The sequence below is a fragment of the Niastella caeni genome (genome assembly GCF_004834005.1).
Taxonomy (GTDB): Bacteria; Bacteroidota; Bacteroidia; order Chitinophagales; family Chitinophagaceae; genus Niastella; species Niastella caeni.
The window spans coordinates 21570-38476 of record NZ_STFF01000010.1 but is presented as its reverse complement, the minus strand read 5'-3'; the positions used below and the strand labels follow the sequence as shown (position 1 = coordinate 38476).

The following is a 16907-nucleotide window of genomic DNA, read 5'->3' as shown; positions in this document are numbered from 1 at the left end:
GATAATTCTGAACTACAGGGTTGCTGGGCATTGCCCAAAAGCTCTGCAGTTTAATTTTTTAATATTGGTAACTATGGTTCATTGATGAGTTTCTCGTCTGCACAGCTGGGAACAATTCTGCGGCAGCAGTTCTTTGATCCGCTTGATGGGAACGTAGGCATGGCTGTGAGCACATACTTAAGCCACTCATAGACATTTACATCGTGAATTTTGCAAGTAGCAAACAAAGAATATATAATGGCGACGTTTTGAGCAGCATTCCCGCGGAGCGGGACAAGCTGTGGGATCCGGCAAACATGAAGTTGTTTCGGCCAAGCGCTATCGGCCGGATGGTGCTCTCGATAAGATTAGTATCCATAAGCAACATGCCATCATGCAGGTACATGCCGAGTTGCTTTTCCCGCTCAGAAAAAATATGCCATCGCTTTGCCAATCGGACTTCGAAGGGTGGTGGTTAACCTGGGAATTTCTTCTCGCACCCAGGCGGCTAAGATAAGGGCCGCTAATCCATCACACCCTTACTCCGGTAGCGATTTACCCAGCCATAGAATGTCTGCTCCACTATATCATACATCTCGCAATACTCCTTTACCGTGAGCCCGCTTTGCTCCTGTTCATTCAGGAACCGTTGTATCTCTTCTTCTGACCGGCGCACAATTGACTTGCCACCAGCCACTTTCTGAATTTGTTCCATAATTAACCAATATGTCAAAGAGCAAAGCTATTCTTTAATAGCCAATTATTTGGACTTGTAGTTGCTTGGGCGTTTACTTTTCAAAGAGCTATGCTTCTTTCAAGATAGAGGTGACCGTACAGGGTTATACAAGTATTAGCAATAGCGTGGAGTGAATCTGCAACTCCTAATAAGTAAGTCAATTTTTACAACTTATAATATGTAGATACCCATTTTTTTATAACACCTGATTTAAAGGTGCGAGTTCTATATATAAGTAAAACTGTCCCATTCTGCTCAAGATGCCATTCATCATTAGTAGTATATTCTTCATTATTTGAATCTGGTTCAAAATAAACACTCCTTTGAACAAGACTTTTCAAATCCGAAGCCCATTTTATCTGGGAAACTTTTCTTCGCTTAAGAGCTGTAAATTCTTCAACAGACTTGTCCTCTAAAAATTCTTCAGTTGTTGTGACAATTTGATTATTTTTCTTCATCTTCCTTTCAATCTTTAATTTACTTGTACCATCTTGAGAAATCGATATTAAATCAGCTAAAATCGCGTCTGAAATTTCATACCCATTCAATTTCCTGATATCTTTCAATATCCATATTCCGGAAAAATCTGTAGGCGGCCAAATTGGCTTATCATCATCAATCGCAGTTATTAAATTTTTGGTTAAAGATAACATTCCACTATTCTTTGTTTTAATTGCGTAGTTTTCATATTGCTTCAATGTTAGGACAGCTTCTTCTTTCCTGCCAGCCTTATATAATAATCTAATATATGTATCGATATAATATGATTCAGTGGGGTTACGGCGAACAACACCTGACATCCATTTTATGGCAGCATCTATTTGAAAATAATCATTGCTTTTCTTAAATATTTTTTCAAATGCAACTACATTTAACCAAACATCTGAACGATAGAAAGAAGTATCAAACCCTCCAATTTTTACAAGTTGTAAAAAATATTTCAAAAATAGAAAATCATTCCTATAAAGCTCTCTATCCACCCGTTTAGCTTTAGCCCATAAAATAGTCCTTTCCGCATATGACTTCCCAAACTTTTGCGCAATAGTTCTACTCATCATATTCCAATCTGGTTCTTTATTTTCAGGAGTAAACCTCAAAACAGGATAAATAAACTCCCTTGATATTACACTATCAACAGTACGCCGAGCATAGCCACTTTGTTTCATTATTTCATTAACCTTTTTCCCATCAGGATAAAATAATTGAAAAAAGGGGGATCCTGTACTTTTCAAATTAGCATTGAGATATTCAATGTTACTTATTGTATATAACTTTTCCTTTGGCAAGCTATTGAGGTGCTTATTGTAATCACCTTTAAGCGACTCAACAAGTACCCTATTACCTGATTTTTGCGCGACGGTAAGCAAGTAAGGAATTGCATCATAATTGATCTTCCCTTTCTTATAATCTTCAATAAGTGTATAAAACTGATGTTCAGGATTTAACGCAGCTTTGGCCAATGAAAGAAAACTTGCTTCAGCATTAAAACCGGTGCCCCTATGTACCAGTTTACCCTTAGGAGAAAAAAAAAGATAAGTTGGAAACGAAATGATTTGATATTGTTTGCTAAGTCTCTCACTCTCGAGATACCACTTCTTCACATTTTCATCATCCTTACTTGTTTTGTCTAGTTGAAGTTTAAGGCAAATAAACTTGTTGTTCATTAAATTTACGACATTCTCTTTTATGAGAACCTCTTTATCCATTTTTTTGCAAGGACCGCACCAAGTAGCATAACAATCCACAAATATGAATTTATTGTCTTTTGAGGCTTTTTCTATAACCTTATCCCATGAGTCTGCAATTGTCCAACGAATACCATTGAAGGATAAACCTTCGTTTCCATCATTAGATATGGTTTGAGCAAAATTAAATGCAGGGCAAACTAATAGCCAGCCAAATATTATTAGCCAAATCAAAAACCTTTGTGCCATTTAAAACATCAATTTTAACGTCCATAAAAAATTAATATCAAAACACCTTGCTCTTTTTATAGTTTGGTCACGCTTTTAATAAAAGAACAATTAATAAACAGATTAGGACAATATTACTAACTACTGAAAGATTTTCTGTTAATCAATCACTACCTTATCATTATTCTGCTTGATCAGATATTTTAGGAAAATGGACTACTATTATAATATCCGACCAATTTCAGATAATATGGTCTGTTATATTTGAAGATAATTTTATTTCAAATCCAAGAACTATGGGCTCCACACATTACTTAAATATTATGGTAATAATGGACAAGCAATGAATTCATTTTATTGCATCTGTTAGCAATTCGATGACGGAAGCTCGTATATTGACACCAGTCACTAGCTGGATTGTTCATAAAAACAAATGTTATCTCCAACTCAGGTAGTGATGATTAATCCATTAACAAAAATCACCATGATTGAATCATCAAACTACCATAATAATAAAAAGGCCATAAGCGCTATTAATTATACTTATAACTTCGTAACACCCTCATATAATTTTCGATACTTTAAAATCAATACCCCGGATTTTGAGTGAGATTTTGATTTCTTTGCAAATCTGAAAATGGAAGAGGATACAATTGTTGATATGACTCCCAATTAGTCCCTTTTAAGAGCGTCACCTTTCCCATTACTTCGTCAATCGAATTTGACCTTTTTAAATCTAGCCAACGATGACCAAACTCCGTGAACAATTCTACTTGTCTTTCATGCATAACAGCTTTCACCACTTCTGCTTGAGATAAGGATGTTGATAAATCAGGTAAAGGATTTGGCAAAGCCACTGAAGGATTGGATCTTGCTCTTTTCCGAACAACATTAATATCACTCACTGCCCCTTGAATATTATTTAACTTTGCCCTTGCCTCTGCTCGTATTAAGTACTGTTCAGCAAGACGAAGTACCATAAGGTATTCTGTTAAATTGGAAGGTAGAACCACAGCTGTATTTTGAGTATTTACTTTGTACTTAGAGGGGTAATAGTAATCCGTTCCAGCTAAATTAGTTTTTGATACCCAATTCCCAATTTTTACTCTTTCATCCCCCTGTTCAAACTCATTTAGTAACTGCAGTGGCAAATAGACTGGAGAATTGGTACTAAACCCAGTTGAAGGAATCACAAATGCAATTGCGTCCTCAGTGTTATAGTACAATCGTGTTGGTTGCACTTGCCAAATAGCTTCCTGGCTATTCTTAAGAAATACATTTTTTAAACTTTGTAAAGAAAAATAACTAGTATTGTTTATAACGGACGTAGCTTTACTTTCTGCATTATTATAATCTCCTTTAAATAAATAAACCCTTGCCAACAAAGCTGCAGCAGCCCATTTTGTAGGTCTCACCCTTTCTTTTACACCTGTATAAGGCTGTAAATTTGCATCCCAAAAATCATCACTCAAAGTTGATTCAGCCTCACCTAAATCCACTATAATTTGATCATATATTTCATTTTTTGATGACCGGGATAATAAAGAATTTACCTTATAATCAGTGGTTAAAACCATAGGGATATCACCGAATAAATTAACCAAATAGAAATAAAAAAAAGCTCTCAAAAATTTTGCCTCTCCCAACAATTGTTGCTTTGTCCTTTCGGTAATTGTATTTGATTCACTTATTCCTTTGATGGCAGCATTACATGTATAAATCCTGGTGTACAATGCCTCCCATGCTTGTGCGCCCTGCTGATTAACATCAAGTCCATTCAACTTATTTTTGTAATATGCTAACAACGTATTATCTGTTGACCCACTAAAAAGCGATAATTCATCCGCAGACAAACCTGAAAGTAGAGAAATTCCAGTTTTCCCGGTGAAAATTGAACCACTAGCCCCTATACCTCTATATAAACCAGTTAAAACAGCCGTTGCTTCTTTGTCGCTTTTATAAACATTTTCCTCATTAACACTTGTTACAGGTGCATCAATTTCAACAAGCTTTTTACAACCCGTTTCGAAAACTGCAAGGCAACCAAACAAGACCATCATCAACAATCTTGTCATATTGGTATTTGATTGAAGCATTGTAATATATCTGCGCATAAGTATTTTTTTCCTAGTAATAAATCTCTTTTTACAAACCGATAAACATTCCGACTGTTACCAACCTAAGAGGAGGCAATACAGCCGAACCTATATTTTCTGGATCCTGTCCGGCAAAATTGGTTATTGTTAGTAAATTCTGCGCCTGTAAATACATTCGCGCATTATCAACATTGACTTTCCTTAACCACTGTTTTGGAAATGACCAAAGCAGATTAATATTTTTGAGCCGAACAAATGATGCATCAGTAAATCCAGCAGTACTTCCTTGTACATATGCAAGCGACACTGAATTAGCAGTTAAACTAGATTTAAACTTCGCTACAGTTACCTCATCGCCAGATTTTTGCCATCTATCAAGGACAGTAATAGGTTGATTACTATACCCAGATACAAATACACCAGGCCCATAAGCTGATATACCATTACTATAAAAAGCATTCCGAGCTTCCTGTTTTACAAATTGAAATAAAAAACTAATTTCAAAGTTTTTAATATTAATTATATTCTCTAATCCGCCATAAAATTTTGGAGCATTTGACTTTAAAGAAATTCTATCTGCGGAAGTTGGAGACGCTGTAATATCTCCGTTATTATTAATAAAAAGATAATTACCAGTTAAAGGATCAACTCCATTGAATAAATATCTCTTAACTATCCCTAAAGGCTCTCCAATAATTACTCCAGCAGAGCCTGAAGCATAAGTAGTATTTTCTATTCCAGGAAAAGAAGCCACCTTATTGCGTGGAATAGTTAAATTAAAGGCAGAAGTCCATTTTACTGCTGCAGTTTTAATATTTGTGCTATTAAGAGAAAACTCCCAGTTTATGTTTTGAATAGTTGCTGGGAAATTCTCAATTATTGAGGATCGGCCAGTAATAATAGGTAAGTTATATTCTAGCAATTGATTGGAAGATCTATTTTTAGCAAATGCAGCATTAATTAAAATTCTATCGTTTAAAAATCCCAAATCAATTCCCAATGAAAATTTTCGGGTCTCCTCCCATTGCACGTAGGGATTAGAAAGATTTCCAGAATTTAATGAAGCCGAATTTTGATATGGTATGCCTGAAGTAAGATAACTATAAAGACTTAAATAGGAATAATCGCCAATTCCATCATTTCCAGTTGTTCCGTAGCTACCCTTAATTTTACCAAAGCTTAAAAAAGGAAAGGTCTTTTCAATAAATTTCTCACTTCCAAAAATCCAAGCAGCCCCTATACTCCCAAAAGTTTGGAATCTGTTATTAATGCCAAAGCGTGAACTACCATCCCTTCTGGCAACCATATTTATAATGTATTTTTCATCCCATTTAAAGTTGACATTACCAAACAGTGCATTATACTTGTATTGCGATACAGTTGAAGGTCCTGCTTGGAGTGTTAATGCTGCTTTGAAGTCTTGTAATACTTCATCATTGGGATAGTTCTGCCCGTTCAATACTCTCCCTGTCGATTTTGATTGCTGTATAGTTGACCCAATTATTCCTTCAAGTTTTGCTCTGCCTAAAGTTCTATTGTAAAGAATTTGAGGTTCAACTATCCAAGTGTTATTGGTTGAATTACCATATGTTGCACTACTAACCGAATTGACTCTTCGTTCTGGCATTATTGACATTAATGGAGTACCAGAAAAATTATTTACTTGCAATGAATTGTATCCTATACTTGCTTTAAGGAAAAGGCCGTCGATTAGTTCATAATTTAACCCTAAGTTACTAATAAGGTTATTTGTTTTAGCATAAAAATTGCGGTAAACTATACTAACGAATGGATTATCCCATGTTGAAGACCCCAAAGAATCTGGCGCCCAATTTAATGTCCCATCATCCTTGTAAACGTTTGGCGCAACCGGTTCCAAAGTATTTGCGGAAGATGTCATATCTGTACTTGGCAATCGGTTATCATCATACATATAGTTACCAGTAAATTCAAGATGAAATTTTTTATTAGCTGATGTGCTTTTTATATTAAAATGAGTAGATAATCGTTGATCAGAAAACCCACCTGGAAACACTGTAGTTGACTTGTTATAAGTGGAGCCAATAAGAAATTGAACAGATTCTGTTCCTCCTGAAATGCCAACACTTACATTTGTGTAATTTGAAGTCCCGCCAATTAGTAATTTTTGCCAATCAGTATATCTTGTCGTATCCCACACTTTTAAATCATAATAACGAGCATTTGTCCGTAATATTTTATTTAAATCAATCCCGTCATTTCTAATAGCTTCATAACGCATGTCAAGATATTGTCTTCTATCTAACATTTCATTAAGTCTAGTCACTTTACCAAATCCATGCTGAACATTAAATGTTGATTTCGTTTTACCTACTTTACCTTTCTTAGTAGTAATCAGAATAGCACCATTTGCAGCTCTTGATCCGTAAATAGCTGTTGCATCAGCATCTTTTAAAACATCAATACTTTCAATATCAGAAGGGTTAATAAATGACAATGGACTCGCCCCTAACCCATCAGGTGAATTTCCAAGCACAACATCATTACCCATAACAGGCAATTGTGAAAAAAAAGGAACTCCATCAACAACATATAACGGTGAATTACGACTTACTATACTATTTCTACCTTGCACCCTAACAGTTACGGCCCCTCCTGGGACACCAGTTTCTTGCGTTATAAATAATCCCGGAATCCTTCCTTGCAACGCTAACAAAGGGTTTTGCACCGGTTGTTTTTCTATATCAATAGATTTTACTGTAGCTACATTACCTGTTGTAAATCGTCGAGATGTAGTTCCATAAGCAATCACAATTGTTTCATCTAAAGTGCTAATTTTCTGCCCCAACGCTACCGTAAACAAAGTTTTCCCTTTCACCGAAAGGAGTTGTGTTTCATGGCCAACGAATGAAATTTCCAACGTCGCATTGGGGTCAACGTTGGTTAATGTAAAGCGGCCCTGGTTGTCGGTAGTAACACCCGTGTTACTACCTTTTACTTTCACATTTGCGCCAACGAGGGGTTGTCCCTGGTCATCCGTCACCTTTCCACTCACCGTCACCGGGTCGCCGGTCATATCCACATTCTGACTGGTCTTTTTTTCTTCTTCGGGCTTCTTCATAATGAAGATGGTGCGGCCCTTGATAGCAAAGGTCAATGGCTGATCTTTGAGCACCAGGTTCATCACCTGATCGATGGACGCATTCTTTACCTCAATTGATATTTTGGTGGCACGCTGTAGCATGTCGGTATTAAAAAAGAACCGGTAGTTCGTTTGCTTCTTTATCGCCGTAAATACATTCTCCAGGCTCACCTCCCTGCCGGAGAACGTTACCGTTTGCTGGGCGATCCCATTCGCACTGGTGTGCAAACAGGCAGCTAGAATTATGATAGTGGTTAACTTCATAACGCGCAGTAGTTGTGCCCCAAAGCTTCGAACCCGCTTTTGAGCAGTCGAAGACCCTGAAGCCGGATTAGCAGTTAATTTCATACCTTTGGTCAGTTGTTGGTTAATAAAAATGTTTCGCGCATTTAAAAAGTTAACCTCCTAACAACCGGGTTCTGCCGCAATCAGAATCCGGTTATTTCTGTAAAGTCTCAGTTTCCAACCCTTGGCCCGCTTCCTAATAATGATATACCATTACATTACAGACAGCATGAAGCCGGTTAACCTGGAAGAGGTTCCTATATTATAGTTTGTAAGGGTTTAATGATCTATGGTTGATTAGCGCAGGCAAACAACGTAGTATCCCGGTCGGGATAGCATAGGCAAGATTTATTTCAATAGTCTTATCTATTTTACTTTGATGGTCCTTCCTTCTATCTGGAATTTTGTTGTTCCCATTTGTTGTAGCGAGGCAAGCAATTCATTCAAGGGTATGTTCCGGTCTAACGAACCTTCAAAGGTCTGTGCCGGTACGGCTCCTGTATACTGAACATCTACGTTATACCAACGGCTCACTTGTTTCATCACCGTCTTTATGCCGGCATTGTGAAAATCAAAGAAGCCTTTCATCCAGGCAACAGCAGATTCCGTATCTACATTCTTTCTGATCACAATGCCTGCTTTGTCTTTTATTTGGGCTTCTTCACCAGGAAGCAATTGTTTGTGGTTTGTGGTTTGAGGTTTGTGGTTATTCACTGCTGAGCCACCCGATTGCGTTCCCATTATCGCAATTTCCGAGATTGTTATTTTCCCTTCTAATAACGTGGCCACAATAGGCTGCTCATCTCCGTATGCATTTACATTAAAACTTGTTCCCGTAACAAGTATTTCTCCCCCACGGCCGCCTCCCTCAGCAGAGGGAAGTATATTTACCTTAAATGGCTTACCAGGGTTTTTCGTTATTTCAAAATAGGTTTCGCCGGTTACTTCTACCCTTCGCTCACTTCCACTAAACGCCGTCGGATACTTAATACTCGAAGCGGCATTCAACCAAACCTTACTTCCATCGGGTAATAATAATTGGTACTGTCCGCCTCTTGGGGTACTTAAAACATTATACGTAATTGACGATTCACGATTGCTCCCGAAAGCTTTCGGGACCGATTGATACTCCAGTTGCCCGTCTTCTCTTTTAGTCACCGATGATTTACCTTGTTTTGCAATCTCTCCATTCGCTGCTTTATCCAGATCTATCACTGTTCCATCTGCTAACGTCAATGTAGCTTTGTTTCCACCGGCCGGGATATTGGCGGCCACCGGCGTTTGTTCTGTTGTTGTAGTTGTTTTTGCGGCTTCCTTCGGTAACCAATACCAGATACTGGTAACCACAAGCACCAGGATCGCCGCAGCTACGGATGCATATCGCATCCAGATCCTTTTGGGTGGCGCATTAAGCACGTTCTGCACTTCCGGTAACTGCGCATATACCTGCGCTTTAATTCGTTGCTCGCTTTCACTATATGCCAGCAACTCATTCCGCAACGTTTCATTCGTGGTCAACGCTTCAAACTGTCTCCGGTTCTGCTCATCTTCCGCAATCCATTGCTGCAGGTCGAGCGTTTCATCTGCCGTGATCGTTTCCTGCAGATGTTTTATTATTAACCGGGTTATGTGGCTTTCTTGAGGCATCAGGTTAATGGCATTAATTAATGATAAAGGGCACCGCTGACATTTCTGGCGCTCCGATTCGCTGGCCCGGACATACATCGTGTCTGTTTAACCGGGTACACATATATATTGAAACGACATGAACAATCACTTATACCAAAGAATTAACAAAAAAATTATACTGGGATCTTACTTTCTTTTATTCAACGCTTCTCCCCTGCTAAAAACAACAGCCACAACAACAAGCCGGGCCTGTCCAACACTTTCATTCGCAATAATTTAAGGGCGGTGTGCTTTTGGTTGGCCACGGTCTGCGGACTGATCTTCATCATGTTGGCGATGTCGCGTACCGGCACCCCTTCTATATAAAACAGCTTAAAAATAGTCTTGCTACGCTGGGGTAACTTCTCTATTTCTTCATATATAAATTGTAGTACATCTGCCTGAATATTGGTTTCGGCAAACAGCGGAAAGTCGATCTCCTGTTCTTCATGCGCCTGCAACTCAGCCAGGTTCAGTCGTTGCCGTTGCCGGTATTTTAAATAATCTAGCGAAGCATTTCTTGCAGTAATAAATAGGAAGGCCTGTATATTATTAAGTGTATTGAACCGGTCATGTAAGCGATACAGTTTTACAAATGTGTCGGATGTAATTTCTTCTGCAATAAGGCGATCATCAATGAGTTTCTTTACAAAATAAAAAATACGCATCCTGAAACTATCGAATATAGTTTGAAATGCATGCGGGCTGCCCTGGCTAAATTCGTTAAGCAGTTCATCAGTCAGTTGCTTCATCGGGAACGCCGTTGATTGTGTTGTTTCATATCTCTGTTTATCTCACAATCTGTTGGTGGGTCTGCACAAAACGGCTCTTACAACCATCCCCGTTTTTAAAGCGGGAGGTTGTTATCATAAGTAAGTTGCGTTTGGTTCGGGAATCTCAATGGTTGTACAACTTACTTTTTGCGTTCCGCATCGGCAGAACGCCCAGAGCCTTTGTGTTCGGGCTTCACCCTGCACTTCGCCTACCCTGCACAGCATTCGCCGGCAGGCAGGAACCGATCAGGGGAAGATATTATGATGCTTGAAAATGCGTTTGGGATTTTCGGACAAGGAGATAAGGTAAAAAACACAATACGAGGTGAGTATAACACTACTCATACCAGCACTCAAAATACTTGATTGCTGTCAAAAATGCAAAATTTAGCCATCATTTGCGGGTTTTGTGCAAAAGATAACTAAAAGGGATAGAAGACTTTAAGGTCGGGATCAGAGCAATTGTATACTATTTAAACAAAAAGTATGTAGAATTAACTAAAGGGAAAGTGGAAAAGCTAGTGGTTAGGGGCAAGCGAATAGTTAGAAGAACAGCTAGTAGTGAGTAGCTAGTAGCGAGTGGGGAAATACATAAACGTTTCTTGGAGATGAAAAAACGTCTCAGTGAATTTAGTAACTTCTTAAATGCAGAGGGCGGGTACCTGAAACTCCCAATAATAAAAAAGGCACCCAATAGAGCGCCAGATAATTTATCAGTAATAAGTCTTTTACTTTTTTACAAAACGGGCATGGTCAAGCATTTTTTTTGCCTCTTCCATTTTTTTGGGGAAAAGGATTTTCCCTTTTATTTGTGAAGCAATCAAAGCTATAAGCCCCGCCTTCGAGACCTTGACGAATTCTGTTGATTTATTTTCTGTTTGCTTCATTACACAAATATATGCACCCTTGATTTAAACTCAAGTCAGCTTTTACTTATTACCAATTGATTTAAATCAAAAAATTCTCTTCAAACCTTAACGGTCAGCCAAAACTTTTATTTAACTATTTTCAACTTTCGCCTAAAAACATATCTTGCAATCCTATTGCTACCCGTTATACCACCCCATGAACACCACCTTTCACTTTCCGGTTTTGATTAGTAGGTTATAACCTTGCTCCTATCTTTTATAACCTGATCATCTTTTCCAACGTATATGCAATGGAAAAGACCCTTAAACTAATCATATGTCCAGGTTCAACAAGAAAAAGAAACCCGCTTACGCTATCAAGGTTTCCCGCGCTGTTAACTATCTCGGTCTCGGCGACAAAACGGTGCCTGATGTATTCTGTTACTTTTACGAGCTAGACATATTCCAGCCGCATAAAACAGTTACCATAGATGAGCTGGCGCATATGTTTCGCATCCATCGCACCACTGCCCTTAAACTGATCAGAACAATACAACAGGAATATAAAAGGCCCGCCCTTAACGTTATTACTGTTAAGGACATTTGTAAATATCATAAAATGGATGAGGAATCTATCCAGGAATATTTCTTCCACATGGAAGCCTATGAATTTCAGCAAAGAGCAGACAAACTAATCCATAAATAACCGTCAGCCACCATCCAATTTCCTTGTCAATACAGATAAGCGTGGCTGGCTTTATCCATATTCTCTAATCATTATTTCAAACCATTCTACCATGTCAACATTCAAAAAGAAAAAAGTGCTGATGCGCACCAGCATGAAAAAGAAACGCAGTACGATCTCCATCCATAAAAAGCAACGCATTAAACAAAGATTATGGAGTAACGCATTGCTTTTCGCCCGACAACAATCTATTCATGCAAATTAAAAAGCGCTGCCAATGACCTTCCTTCCACTTAAAATTACAACTACTGTAAGGAGGTGGCCGCCTGATCTTACTACGCCACCACCTGATCCAAGGGACCAGTGTAAACTCCGCCATCGCAGAAACAAGGATCCTAAGCTTGCCATTATTAAGCCAGGCCGGTTTGTACGCTATCACCGCACAAAAGCCAAACCAGCGCCGCCAAAAGTAAAACCCCGAAAAGCAAAACTGCCCAATGGTAAATATTTTGAAAAGATCAAGTTGGAGCGATTAGAAAAGGATAAGCCGGATAAAAGAAAACTACGTGGTGCAAAGAAAAAGGAAGCACTCAGATTATATAAGCTGAATAACCCGAAAGGAATACTGAGGGCTAGCAAACCGGCGCCGGATTATCGCGGTATTATAAAACCATGTGATCTGGAAAAATTCATGCACCTTACCCCTCGTAATGCACGTCGTGTTCACTCAAAAATTCTTAAACTGCTGGGAAAAGAAAAACACCATCTCCTTACAGTAGGTGAGTTTTGTAAGCACAAAAATATTCCTAAAGAAGAGATCATTCCATACCTCAGGTAAATTAACAACTTTCTTCGGGTCTGCTTTGGGTCTGCTATGGGATGTGTTCGGATCTTCTTCGCAAATTCCCGAAGAAAACCCAGTGTATCACTTGGGAAGATCCGAACAAAATCCGAAGAATTCAGTAAGTCACATTCGAAATACGTGACTATTTCCACCCTCCCATTTCCTCTTATAATAAACACTTACTTTCTACAAGAACATACTATACTTCCAGCCCTCATACTATAAGTACTGCATCTGAACTGAACAAAAACGGCTGTTTTGTACAATTTCGGCTATTATGAACCATTTCGGCTCAATCGTACCATTTACGGCTGTGGGATATTCATCACTGTTGTTTTTTATATTTCATTGACCTTACATTTGTATCGCACAAGGCAAATGATCAAATACCGGTTATGAACATGTGCTAAGTGCATTCACAATTATTCATTCACATTTTAAAACGTTTCAATTATGGGAAAGCAAACAAACGGAATCCTGGGCGATTACTCAGGAAAAGTAGGAAAGGTGGTTGGTAGTAGCTGGAATGGTGTTGCTGTTGTAAAGAGCACACCTAAAAAAAGCAAAAAAGCCAAAACACCTAAACAGGAAGAACAGCAGGCTAAATTTAAAACAGCCTCTGACTTCGCACTAAGCATGCATGATCTGCTCTTGCTTGGATTCAAGGACCAGGCTGTTAGAATGACGGGCGCGAACTACGGTTTGTCGCATATCGTGAAAAACGCCATCGACGGTACGAATCCCGATTTCAAGATCGCTTATGATCGTGTAGTAGTGAGTAAGGGTAGATTACCCAATGTAGAAGAGCCGGCAGTTTCTTCGCCAAAGACCGGTACCGTTCAGTTTACCTGGACTGGCACTGAGGAAAACGGCAGGGAAAAGCCCACAGACCTGGCCATACTGGTTGCTTACTGTCCGGAGCTTAACCGAACAGTGTTTAAACCAGTAGCAACCCGCGAAGACAAAAGTGCTGAGCTCAATGTGCCCAAATTCAAGGGCAAAGTGGTACATACCTGGCTCACGTTCATGTCGGCCAACGGAAAATTGATGGCCACCAGTGTGTATACCGGTTCGGTAACCATTACCTAACCGGAACAACGCCCGGGCTGTATCGGGGGAAGACAATAAGCCGTAATTATTTACGGCCAAATAATCCCGGTTCCTATCGGGAAGGGCAAAACGCCCAATTAAAACCAAATGCTACCCCGTGGATTTTCGGGGTAGCATTTAAAAAAGCCGGTAACGGCTGATTTAACAATCTTATTAAACAACTTTTAAACACAATTTATGTTACACGCAATTATTAACGCATCATCCGCTGATCTATTCAACAGCACATTTGAAGAAAGCAACAAAGACAATCCTTATTACCTGTTCAGCAAGCACCTGGCGAATAATATCCGAAACCTTACCACCCTGCAGTTTGCACAACAAACCATGTTTGTAAAATTGTCGGAGTTTGTACTTAGCCTTTTCCCATTCCTGGTTACCAGCACCCGTTTTGTTAAAAGGGCTAATGACATCAGCTTCGTCATGGCAGACATCTTCAAAAATGGCTTATCCTGTACCGGCCCCGAATTCAACATCGATTACAGCAAAGTATTGGTAAGCCAGGGCAATTTACCGGGCGGAATATTGGTGCACGTGAAAGCATCCCTGAGCACCATTCATTTTACCTGGGAGCACTATAAATGTTCACGTACAGGACAAGGTAGCGATAAAGCGATTTTGGTAGCTTATTGCGAAGCATTGAACAAATGTATTTATACTACCTGGGGAGCCAGGCGGCAGGATGAAGAAGCTATTCTGGAAGTACCTCAATTCCATGGCCACACCGTACAAACATGGTTAAGCTTTATATCAGCCGATGGCAAACAGATCTCGAAAAGCACTTATACCGGCGCTGTAAAATTATCAGATTACACAGGAGCATTATATGTTACTTAGGTTCGCTCCTACCTTATTGTTTTATGCGACATAAAAGCTACAAACCAGGGGACTGTTTTCGTGCAGTCCCTTCTTGTTTTAAAGCACCCAGACGTCCTCTACCTTCTACATTGAACATTCAATATTCGATATTCACTCTTGCCTTTCCTTTCTCATTCTCCATTCTTAATTCTTCATTTCTCATTTCACTTCCCATCCACCCCCACATCCGCCGGGTTCAGCAATTTTGCTTTTGCCGGGGCTGTGCTTACTTCATCGGCGCCTGCATCGAGCGGCATTGTTCTCGTTTGTCCGTCCATGTCAGTAGCGATAGCGGCCCATTTATTCTCCACTTTCTTGCCCTTGGGCAAAACAACCACATCGATGGCCGGGCTTCCCTTCAACAAATGTATCGCCTGGCTCGCATCGCGGCCCAGTTTGGGATCGGTCATCGTGAAGGTGCCCTCGGGCACATCGCCTTTGTTTTCTGCTCCGAAAATAATATTCCCTTCCCACACCGGGTTGGTATAAGGACCGGCAATGGTAACAGCCGTAACGCCGCCTTTGATGATGTTGTTGGCTACAGTAATGCTTGTTGCGCCCATTCCCTTGTCGCGTGCGCCCAGTGTAATTCCGCCTTTGCAATTGATGATGGTATTGAAAGCGATCAGTACGCGGTCGGGCCGGTCGTGACAAGTCAATGCTGCTCCATCCGCTACTTCGCCGTCGCCATTACCTATGTTAATGCCTACCGGGCAAGCCTCAAAATAATTACTATAAATTAAGTGATCGTCGCCAAAGATGCGCAGTCCGGGCGTATTGTTGAAATAGTTGCCATACACCTGGCTGAAGTTGCCATGCCGCAACGTGAACTGCGCTTTGCAATTTCGAATGGTATTATATCGCAGCGTCACCGCCGATGCCTTTATGGAGATCAGCTCATTCTCCCCTTCGCACTCTTCGAACAAATTATACTCTACTATGCTGTTGCTTTTCGACATACTGAATCCGCTCAGTCCAAACTGCAATGCTTCAGCGCCGTTCTTCCCGCCCTGGTTGGTATGATTGTAAAAATAATTGTGATGGACCCATATACGCTCGGCGATCTGTTTGCCATCGCCACGAATAGCCAGGAAGCGGCCCATGGCGTTTTTATTTTTGAATGTATTATAATCAATCTGGTGATCGCTACCGGCAATGGCCAGGTCCTCACCGTCGGCTTCATTCTCGAAAGTATTGTGCGTCCAGCGACAAAAGCTGGTACCTGTTCCGGTGCGTGCCCTCGATGCGGCGTGCGTAAATTTAAACCCGGTGATCACAATATACTTTGCGGGGCTCATGATGCTGAAGCCACCAAGGCCGGTCATCTCTACCTGGCCATTAGTTTCCGCCATTATGGTAATGGGTTTCTCCGCTGTGCCTTCGCGCGTAATGGTAATATCCGTTCCGGTGGTATACAGGCCATTGGTCACCAACACCGTGTCGCCGGCATTGACTTCATTCACCGCTTTTTGCAAAGCGCCAATGGTTTTTACAACAATAGTTTTGGCAGAAGTGGTTTGCGTGCCGGTCAGGATAAGTAACATAATGCCGGCCAATGTGTGCAAGGGGCGTACAATAACTTTCATAACGGATATCAGCGTTTTGGCAAATATAATATTGTCTTGTGACCCCTGGTAGTGGGCTTTTACTATTTATTGAGCTTTCTTGGCAGGAAATACAGCTGAAAGCTATAAGCTATAAGCCGAAAGCAATACAGTTTACTAATTCTACATGATAACCCATGCAACGTTCCCCTCACATCGCTGGTCAAACATGCAACCAAAAACCAAAGCACGCACCATGAAACTGTCAAAAACACTTCTTGCGGCCCTTCTCACCGGCATCACGTTGCAGGGGCTTGAGTCCTGCACGAAAGATAAGGATGGTCCTTCCAAAGAAGAGAAGGAAAAAGAGGAAGAAGGCAAGGGTAAGCCTAAACCGCCCACCGTTCCATATAACTGCCCGGCCTGCGGACAAGGTTAAAATTTTGC

Annotated in this window: 16 protein-coding genes; 6 read left to right on the top strand and 10 right to left on the bottom strand. The window is 40.2% G+C overall.

Annotation, left to right across the window (positions count from 1 at the left end):
- Window positions 1–71 precede the first annotated feature (71 nt).
- The 9 genes from FAM09_RS31625 to FAM09_RS30815 all read right to left on the bottom strand — a co-directional run bounded on the left by FAM09_RS31625 (window position 72) and on the right by FAM09_RS30815 (window position 11458).
- Window positions 72–227, bottom strand: a complete 156-nt coding sequence (locus FAM09_RS31625; RefSeq protein ID WP_166437276.1) for a transposase domain-containing protein — start codon at window positions 225–227, stop codon at window positions 72–74.
- The gene (locus FAM09_RS31620) at window positions 197–433 is read right to left on the bottom strand and encodes an IS66 family transposase (RefSeq protein WP_136580112.1); all 237 of its coding nucleotides are present in this window, start codon (window positions 431–433) and stop codon (window positions 197–199) included. Before FAM09_RS31620 ends, FAM09_RS31625 begins: the two co-directional genes overlap by 31 nt.
- Before the next feature lie 69 nt (window positions 434–502).
- Window positions 503–694 carry an IS66 family insertion sequence element accessory protein TnpA gene (gene tnpA / locus FAM09_RS26055; RefSeq protein WP_136580111.1) on the bottom strand — a complete coding sequence of 64 codons (192 nt, stop codon included), beginning with the start codon at window positions 692–694 and terminating at the stop codon, window positions 503–505.
- A 185-nt stretch (window positions 695–879) separates the two neighbouring features.
- Window positions 880–2649 (bottom strand): thioredoxin family protein, encoded by a 1770-nt coding sequence (locus tag FAM09_RS26050; RefSeq protein ID WP_136580110.1) that lies wholly within the window; start codon window positions 2647–2649, stop codon window positions 880–882.
- 566 nt (window positions 2650–3215) lie between these two features.
- Complete coding sequence (locus FAM09_RS26045; RefSeq protein ID WP_136580109.1) at window positions 3216–4742, bottom strand: RagB/SusD family nutrient uptake outer membrane protein; 1527 nt, start codon at window positions 4740–4742, stop codon at window positions 3216–3218.
- Between the two features lie 31 nt (window positions 4743–4773).
- A complete protein-coding gene (locus tag FAM09_RS26040) occupies window positions 4774–8109 on the bottom strand; it encodes a SusC/RagA family TonB-linked outer membrane protein (protein ID WP_166437275.1) in 3336 nt (1111 codons plus the stop codon).
- Between the two features lie 387 nt (window positions 8110–8496).
- A complete protein-coding gene (locus FAM09_RS26035) occupies window positions 8497–9777 on the bottom strand; it encodes a FecR family protein (RefSeq protein WP_166437274.1) in 1281 nt (426 codons plus the stop codon).
- 182 nt (window positions 9778–9959) lie between these two features.
- Entirely contained in the window at window positions 9960–10550 is a 591-nt protein-coding gene (locus FAM09_RS26030) for an RNA polymerase sigma factor (RefSeq protein WP_136580106.1), read from the bottom strand.
- Window positions 10551–11299: 749 nt separating this feature from the next.
- Window positions 11300–11458, bottom strand: coding sequence for a hypothetical protein (locus FAM09_RS30815; RefSeq protein ID WP_153825477.1), 159 nt, complete (start codon window positions 11456–11458; stop codon window positions 11300–11302).
- A 298-nt stretch (window positions 11459–11756) separates the two neighbouring features.
- On the opposite strand from FAM09_RS30815, the gene FAM09_RS26025 reads away from it, so the two are divergent.
- The 5 genes from FAM09_RS26025 to FAM09_RS26010 all read left to right on the top strand — a co-directional run bounded on the left by FAM09_RS26025 (window position 11757) and on the right by FAM09_RS26010 (window position 14895).
- The gene (locus tag FAM09_RS26025) at window positions 11757–12125 is read left to right on the top strand and encodes a hypothetical protein (RefSeq protein WP_136580105.1); all 369 of its coding nucleotides are present in this window, start codon (window positions 11757–11759) and stop codon (window positions 12123–12125) included.
- A 91-nt stretch (window positions 12126–12216) separates the two neighbouring features.
- Window positions 12217–12369: a hypothetical protein gene (locus FAM09_RS30810; RefSeq protein ID WP_153825476.1), complete on the top strand. Its 153-nt coding sequence runs from the start codon at window positions 12217–12219 to the stop codon at window positions 12367–12369.
- A 12-nt stretch (window positions 12370–12381) separates the two neighbouring features.
- Window positions 12382–12942, top strand: coding sequence for a hypothetical protein (locus FAM09_RS26020; RefSeq protein WP_136580104.1), 561 nt, complete (start codon window positions 12382–12384; stop codon window positions 12940–12942).
- Window positions 12943–13401: 459 nt separating this feature from the next.
- A complete protein-coding gene (locus FAM09_RS26015) occupies window positions 13402–14037 on the top strand; it encodes a DUF6266 family protein (RefSeq protein ID WP_136580103.1) in 636 nt (211 codons plus the stop codon).
- A 198-nt stretch (window positions 14038–14235) separates the two neighbouring features.
- Window positions 14236–14895 (top strand): DUF6266 family protein, encoded by a 660-nt coding sequence (locus FAM09_RS26010; protein ID WP_136580102.1) that lies wholly within the window; start codon window positions 14236–14238, stop codon window positions 14893–14895.
- A gap of 185 nt (window positions 14896–15080) precedes the next feature.
- Here the strand turns inward: FAM09_RS26010 and FAM09_RS26005 are convergent, their stop codons facing one another.
- Window positions 15081–16502, bottom strand: a complete 1422-nt coding sequence (locus FAM09_RS26005) for a polysaccharide lyase 6 family protein (protein WP_136580101.1) — start codon at window positions 16500–16502, stop codon at window positions 15081–15083.
- 214 nt (window positions 16503–16716) lie between these two features.
- On the opposite strand from FAM09_RS26005, the gene FAM09_RS26000 reads away from it, so the two are divergent.
- Complete coding sequence (locus tag FAM09_RS26000; protein WP_136580100.1) at window positions 16717–16899, top strand: chryseobasin-related MNIO class RiPP peptide; 183 nt, start codon at window positions 16717–16719, stop codon at window positions 16897–16899.
- Window positions 16900–16907 lie beyond the last annotated feature (8 nt).

Coding starts and splice junctions, on each gene's coding strand:
- tnpA (WP_136580111.1), bottom strand. CDS start 694: ATGGAACAAATTCAGAAAGTGGCTGGTGGCAAGTCAATTGTGCGCCGG.
- FAM09_RS26050 (WP_136580110.1), bottom strand. CDS start 2,649: ATGGCACAAAGGTTTTTGATTTGGCTAATAATATTTGGCTGGCTATTA.
- FAM09_RS26045 (WP_136580109.1), bottom strand. CDS start 4,742: ATGCGCAGATATATTACAATGCTTCAATCAAATACCAATATGACAAGA.
- FAM09_RS26040 (WP_166437275.1), bottom strand. CDS start 8,109: ATGAAGTTAACCACTATCATAATTCTAGCTGCCTGTTTGCACACCAGT.
- FAM09_RS26035 (WP_166437274.1), bottom strand. CDS start 9,777: ATGCCTCAAGAAAGCCACATAACCCGGTTAATAATAAAACATCTGCAG.
- FAM09_RS26030 (WP_136580106.1), bottom strand. CDS start 10,550: ATGAAGCAACTGACTGATGAACTGCTTAACGAATTTAGCCAGGGCAGC.
- FAM09_RS30815 (WP_153825477.1), bottom strand. CDS start 11,458: ATGAAGCAAACAGAAAATAAATCAACAGAATTCGTCAAGGTCTCGAAG.
- FAM09_RS26025 (WP_136580105.1), top strand. CDS start 11,757: ATGTCCAGGTTCAACAAGAAAAAGAAACCCGCTTACGCTATCAAGGTT.
- FAM09_RS30810 (WP_153825476.1), top strand. CDS start 12,217: ATGTCAACATTCAAAAAGAAAAAAGTGCTGATGCGCACCAGCATGAAA.
- FAM09_RS26020 (WP_136580104.1), top strand. CDS start 12,382: ATGACCTTCCTTCCACTTAAAATTACAACTACTGTAAGGAGGTGGCCG.
- FAM09_RS26015 (WP_136580103.1), top strand. CDS start 13,402: ATGGGAAAGCAAACAAACGGAATCCTGGGCGATTACTCAGGAAAAGTA.
- FAM09_RS26010 (WP_136580102.1), top strand. CDS start 14,236: ATGTTACACGCAATTATTAACGCATCATCCGCTGATCTATTCAACAGC.
- FAM09_RS26005 (WP_136580101.1), bottom strand. CDS start 16,502: ATGAAAGTTATTGTACGCCCCTTGCACACATTGGCCGGCATTATGTTA.
- FAM09_RS26000 (WP_136580100.1), top strand. CDS start 16,717: ATGAAACTGTCAAAAACACTTCTTGCGGCCCTTCTCACCGGCATCACG.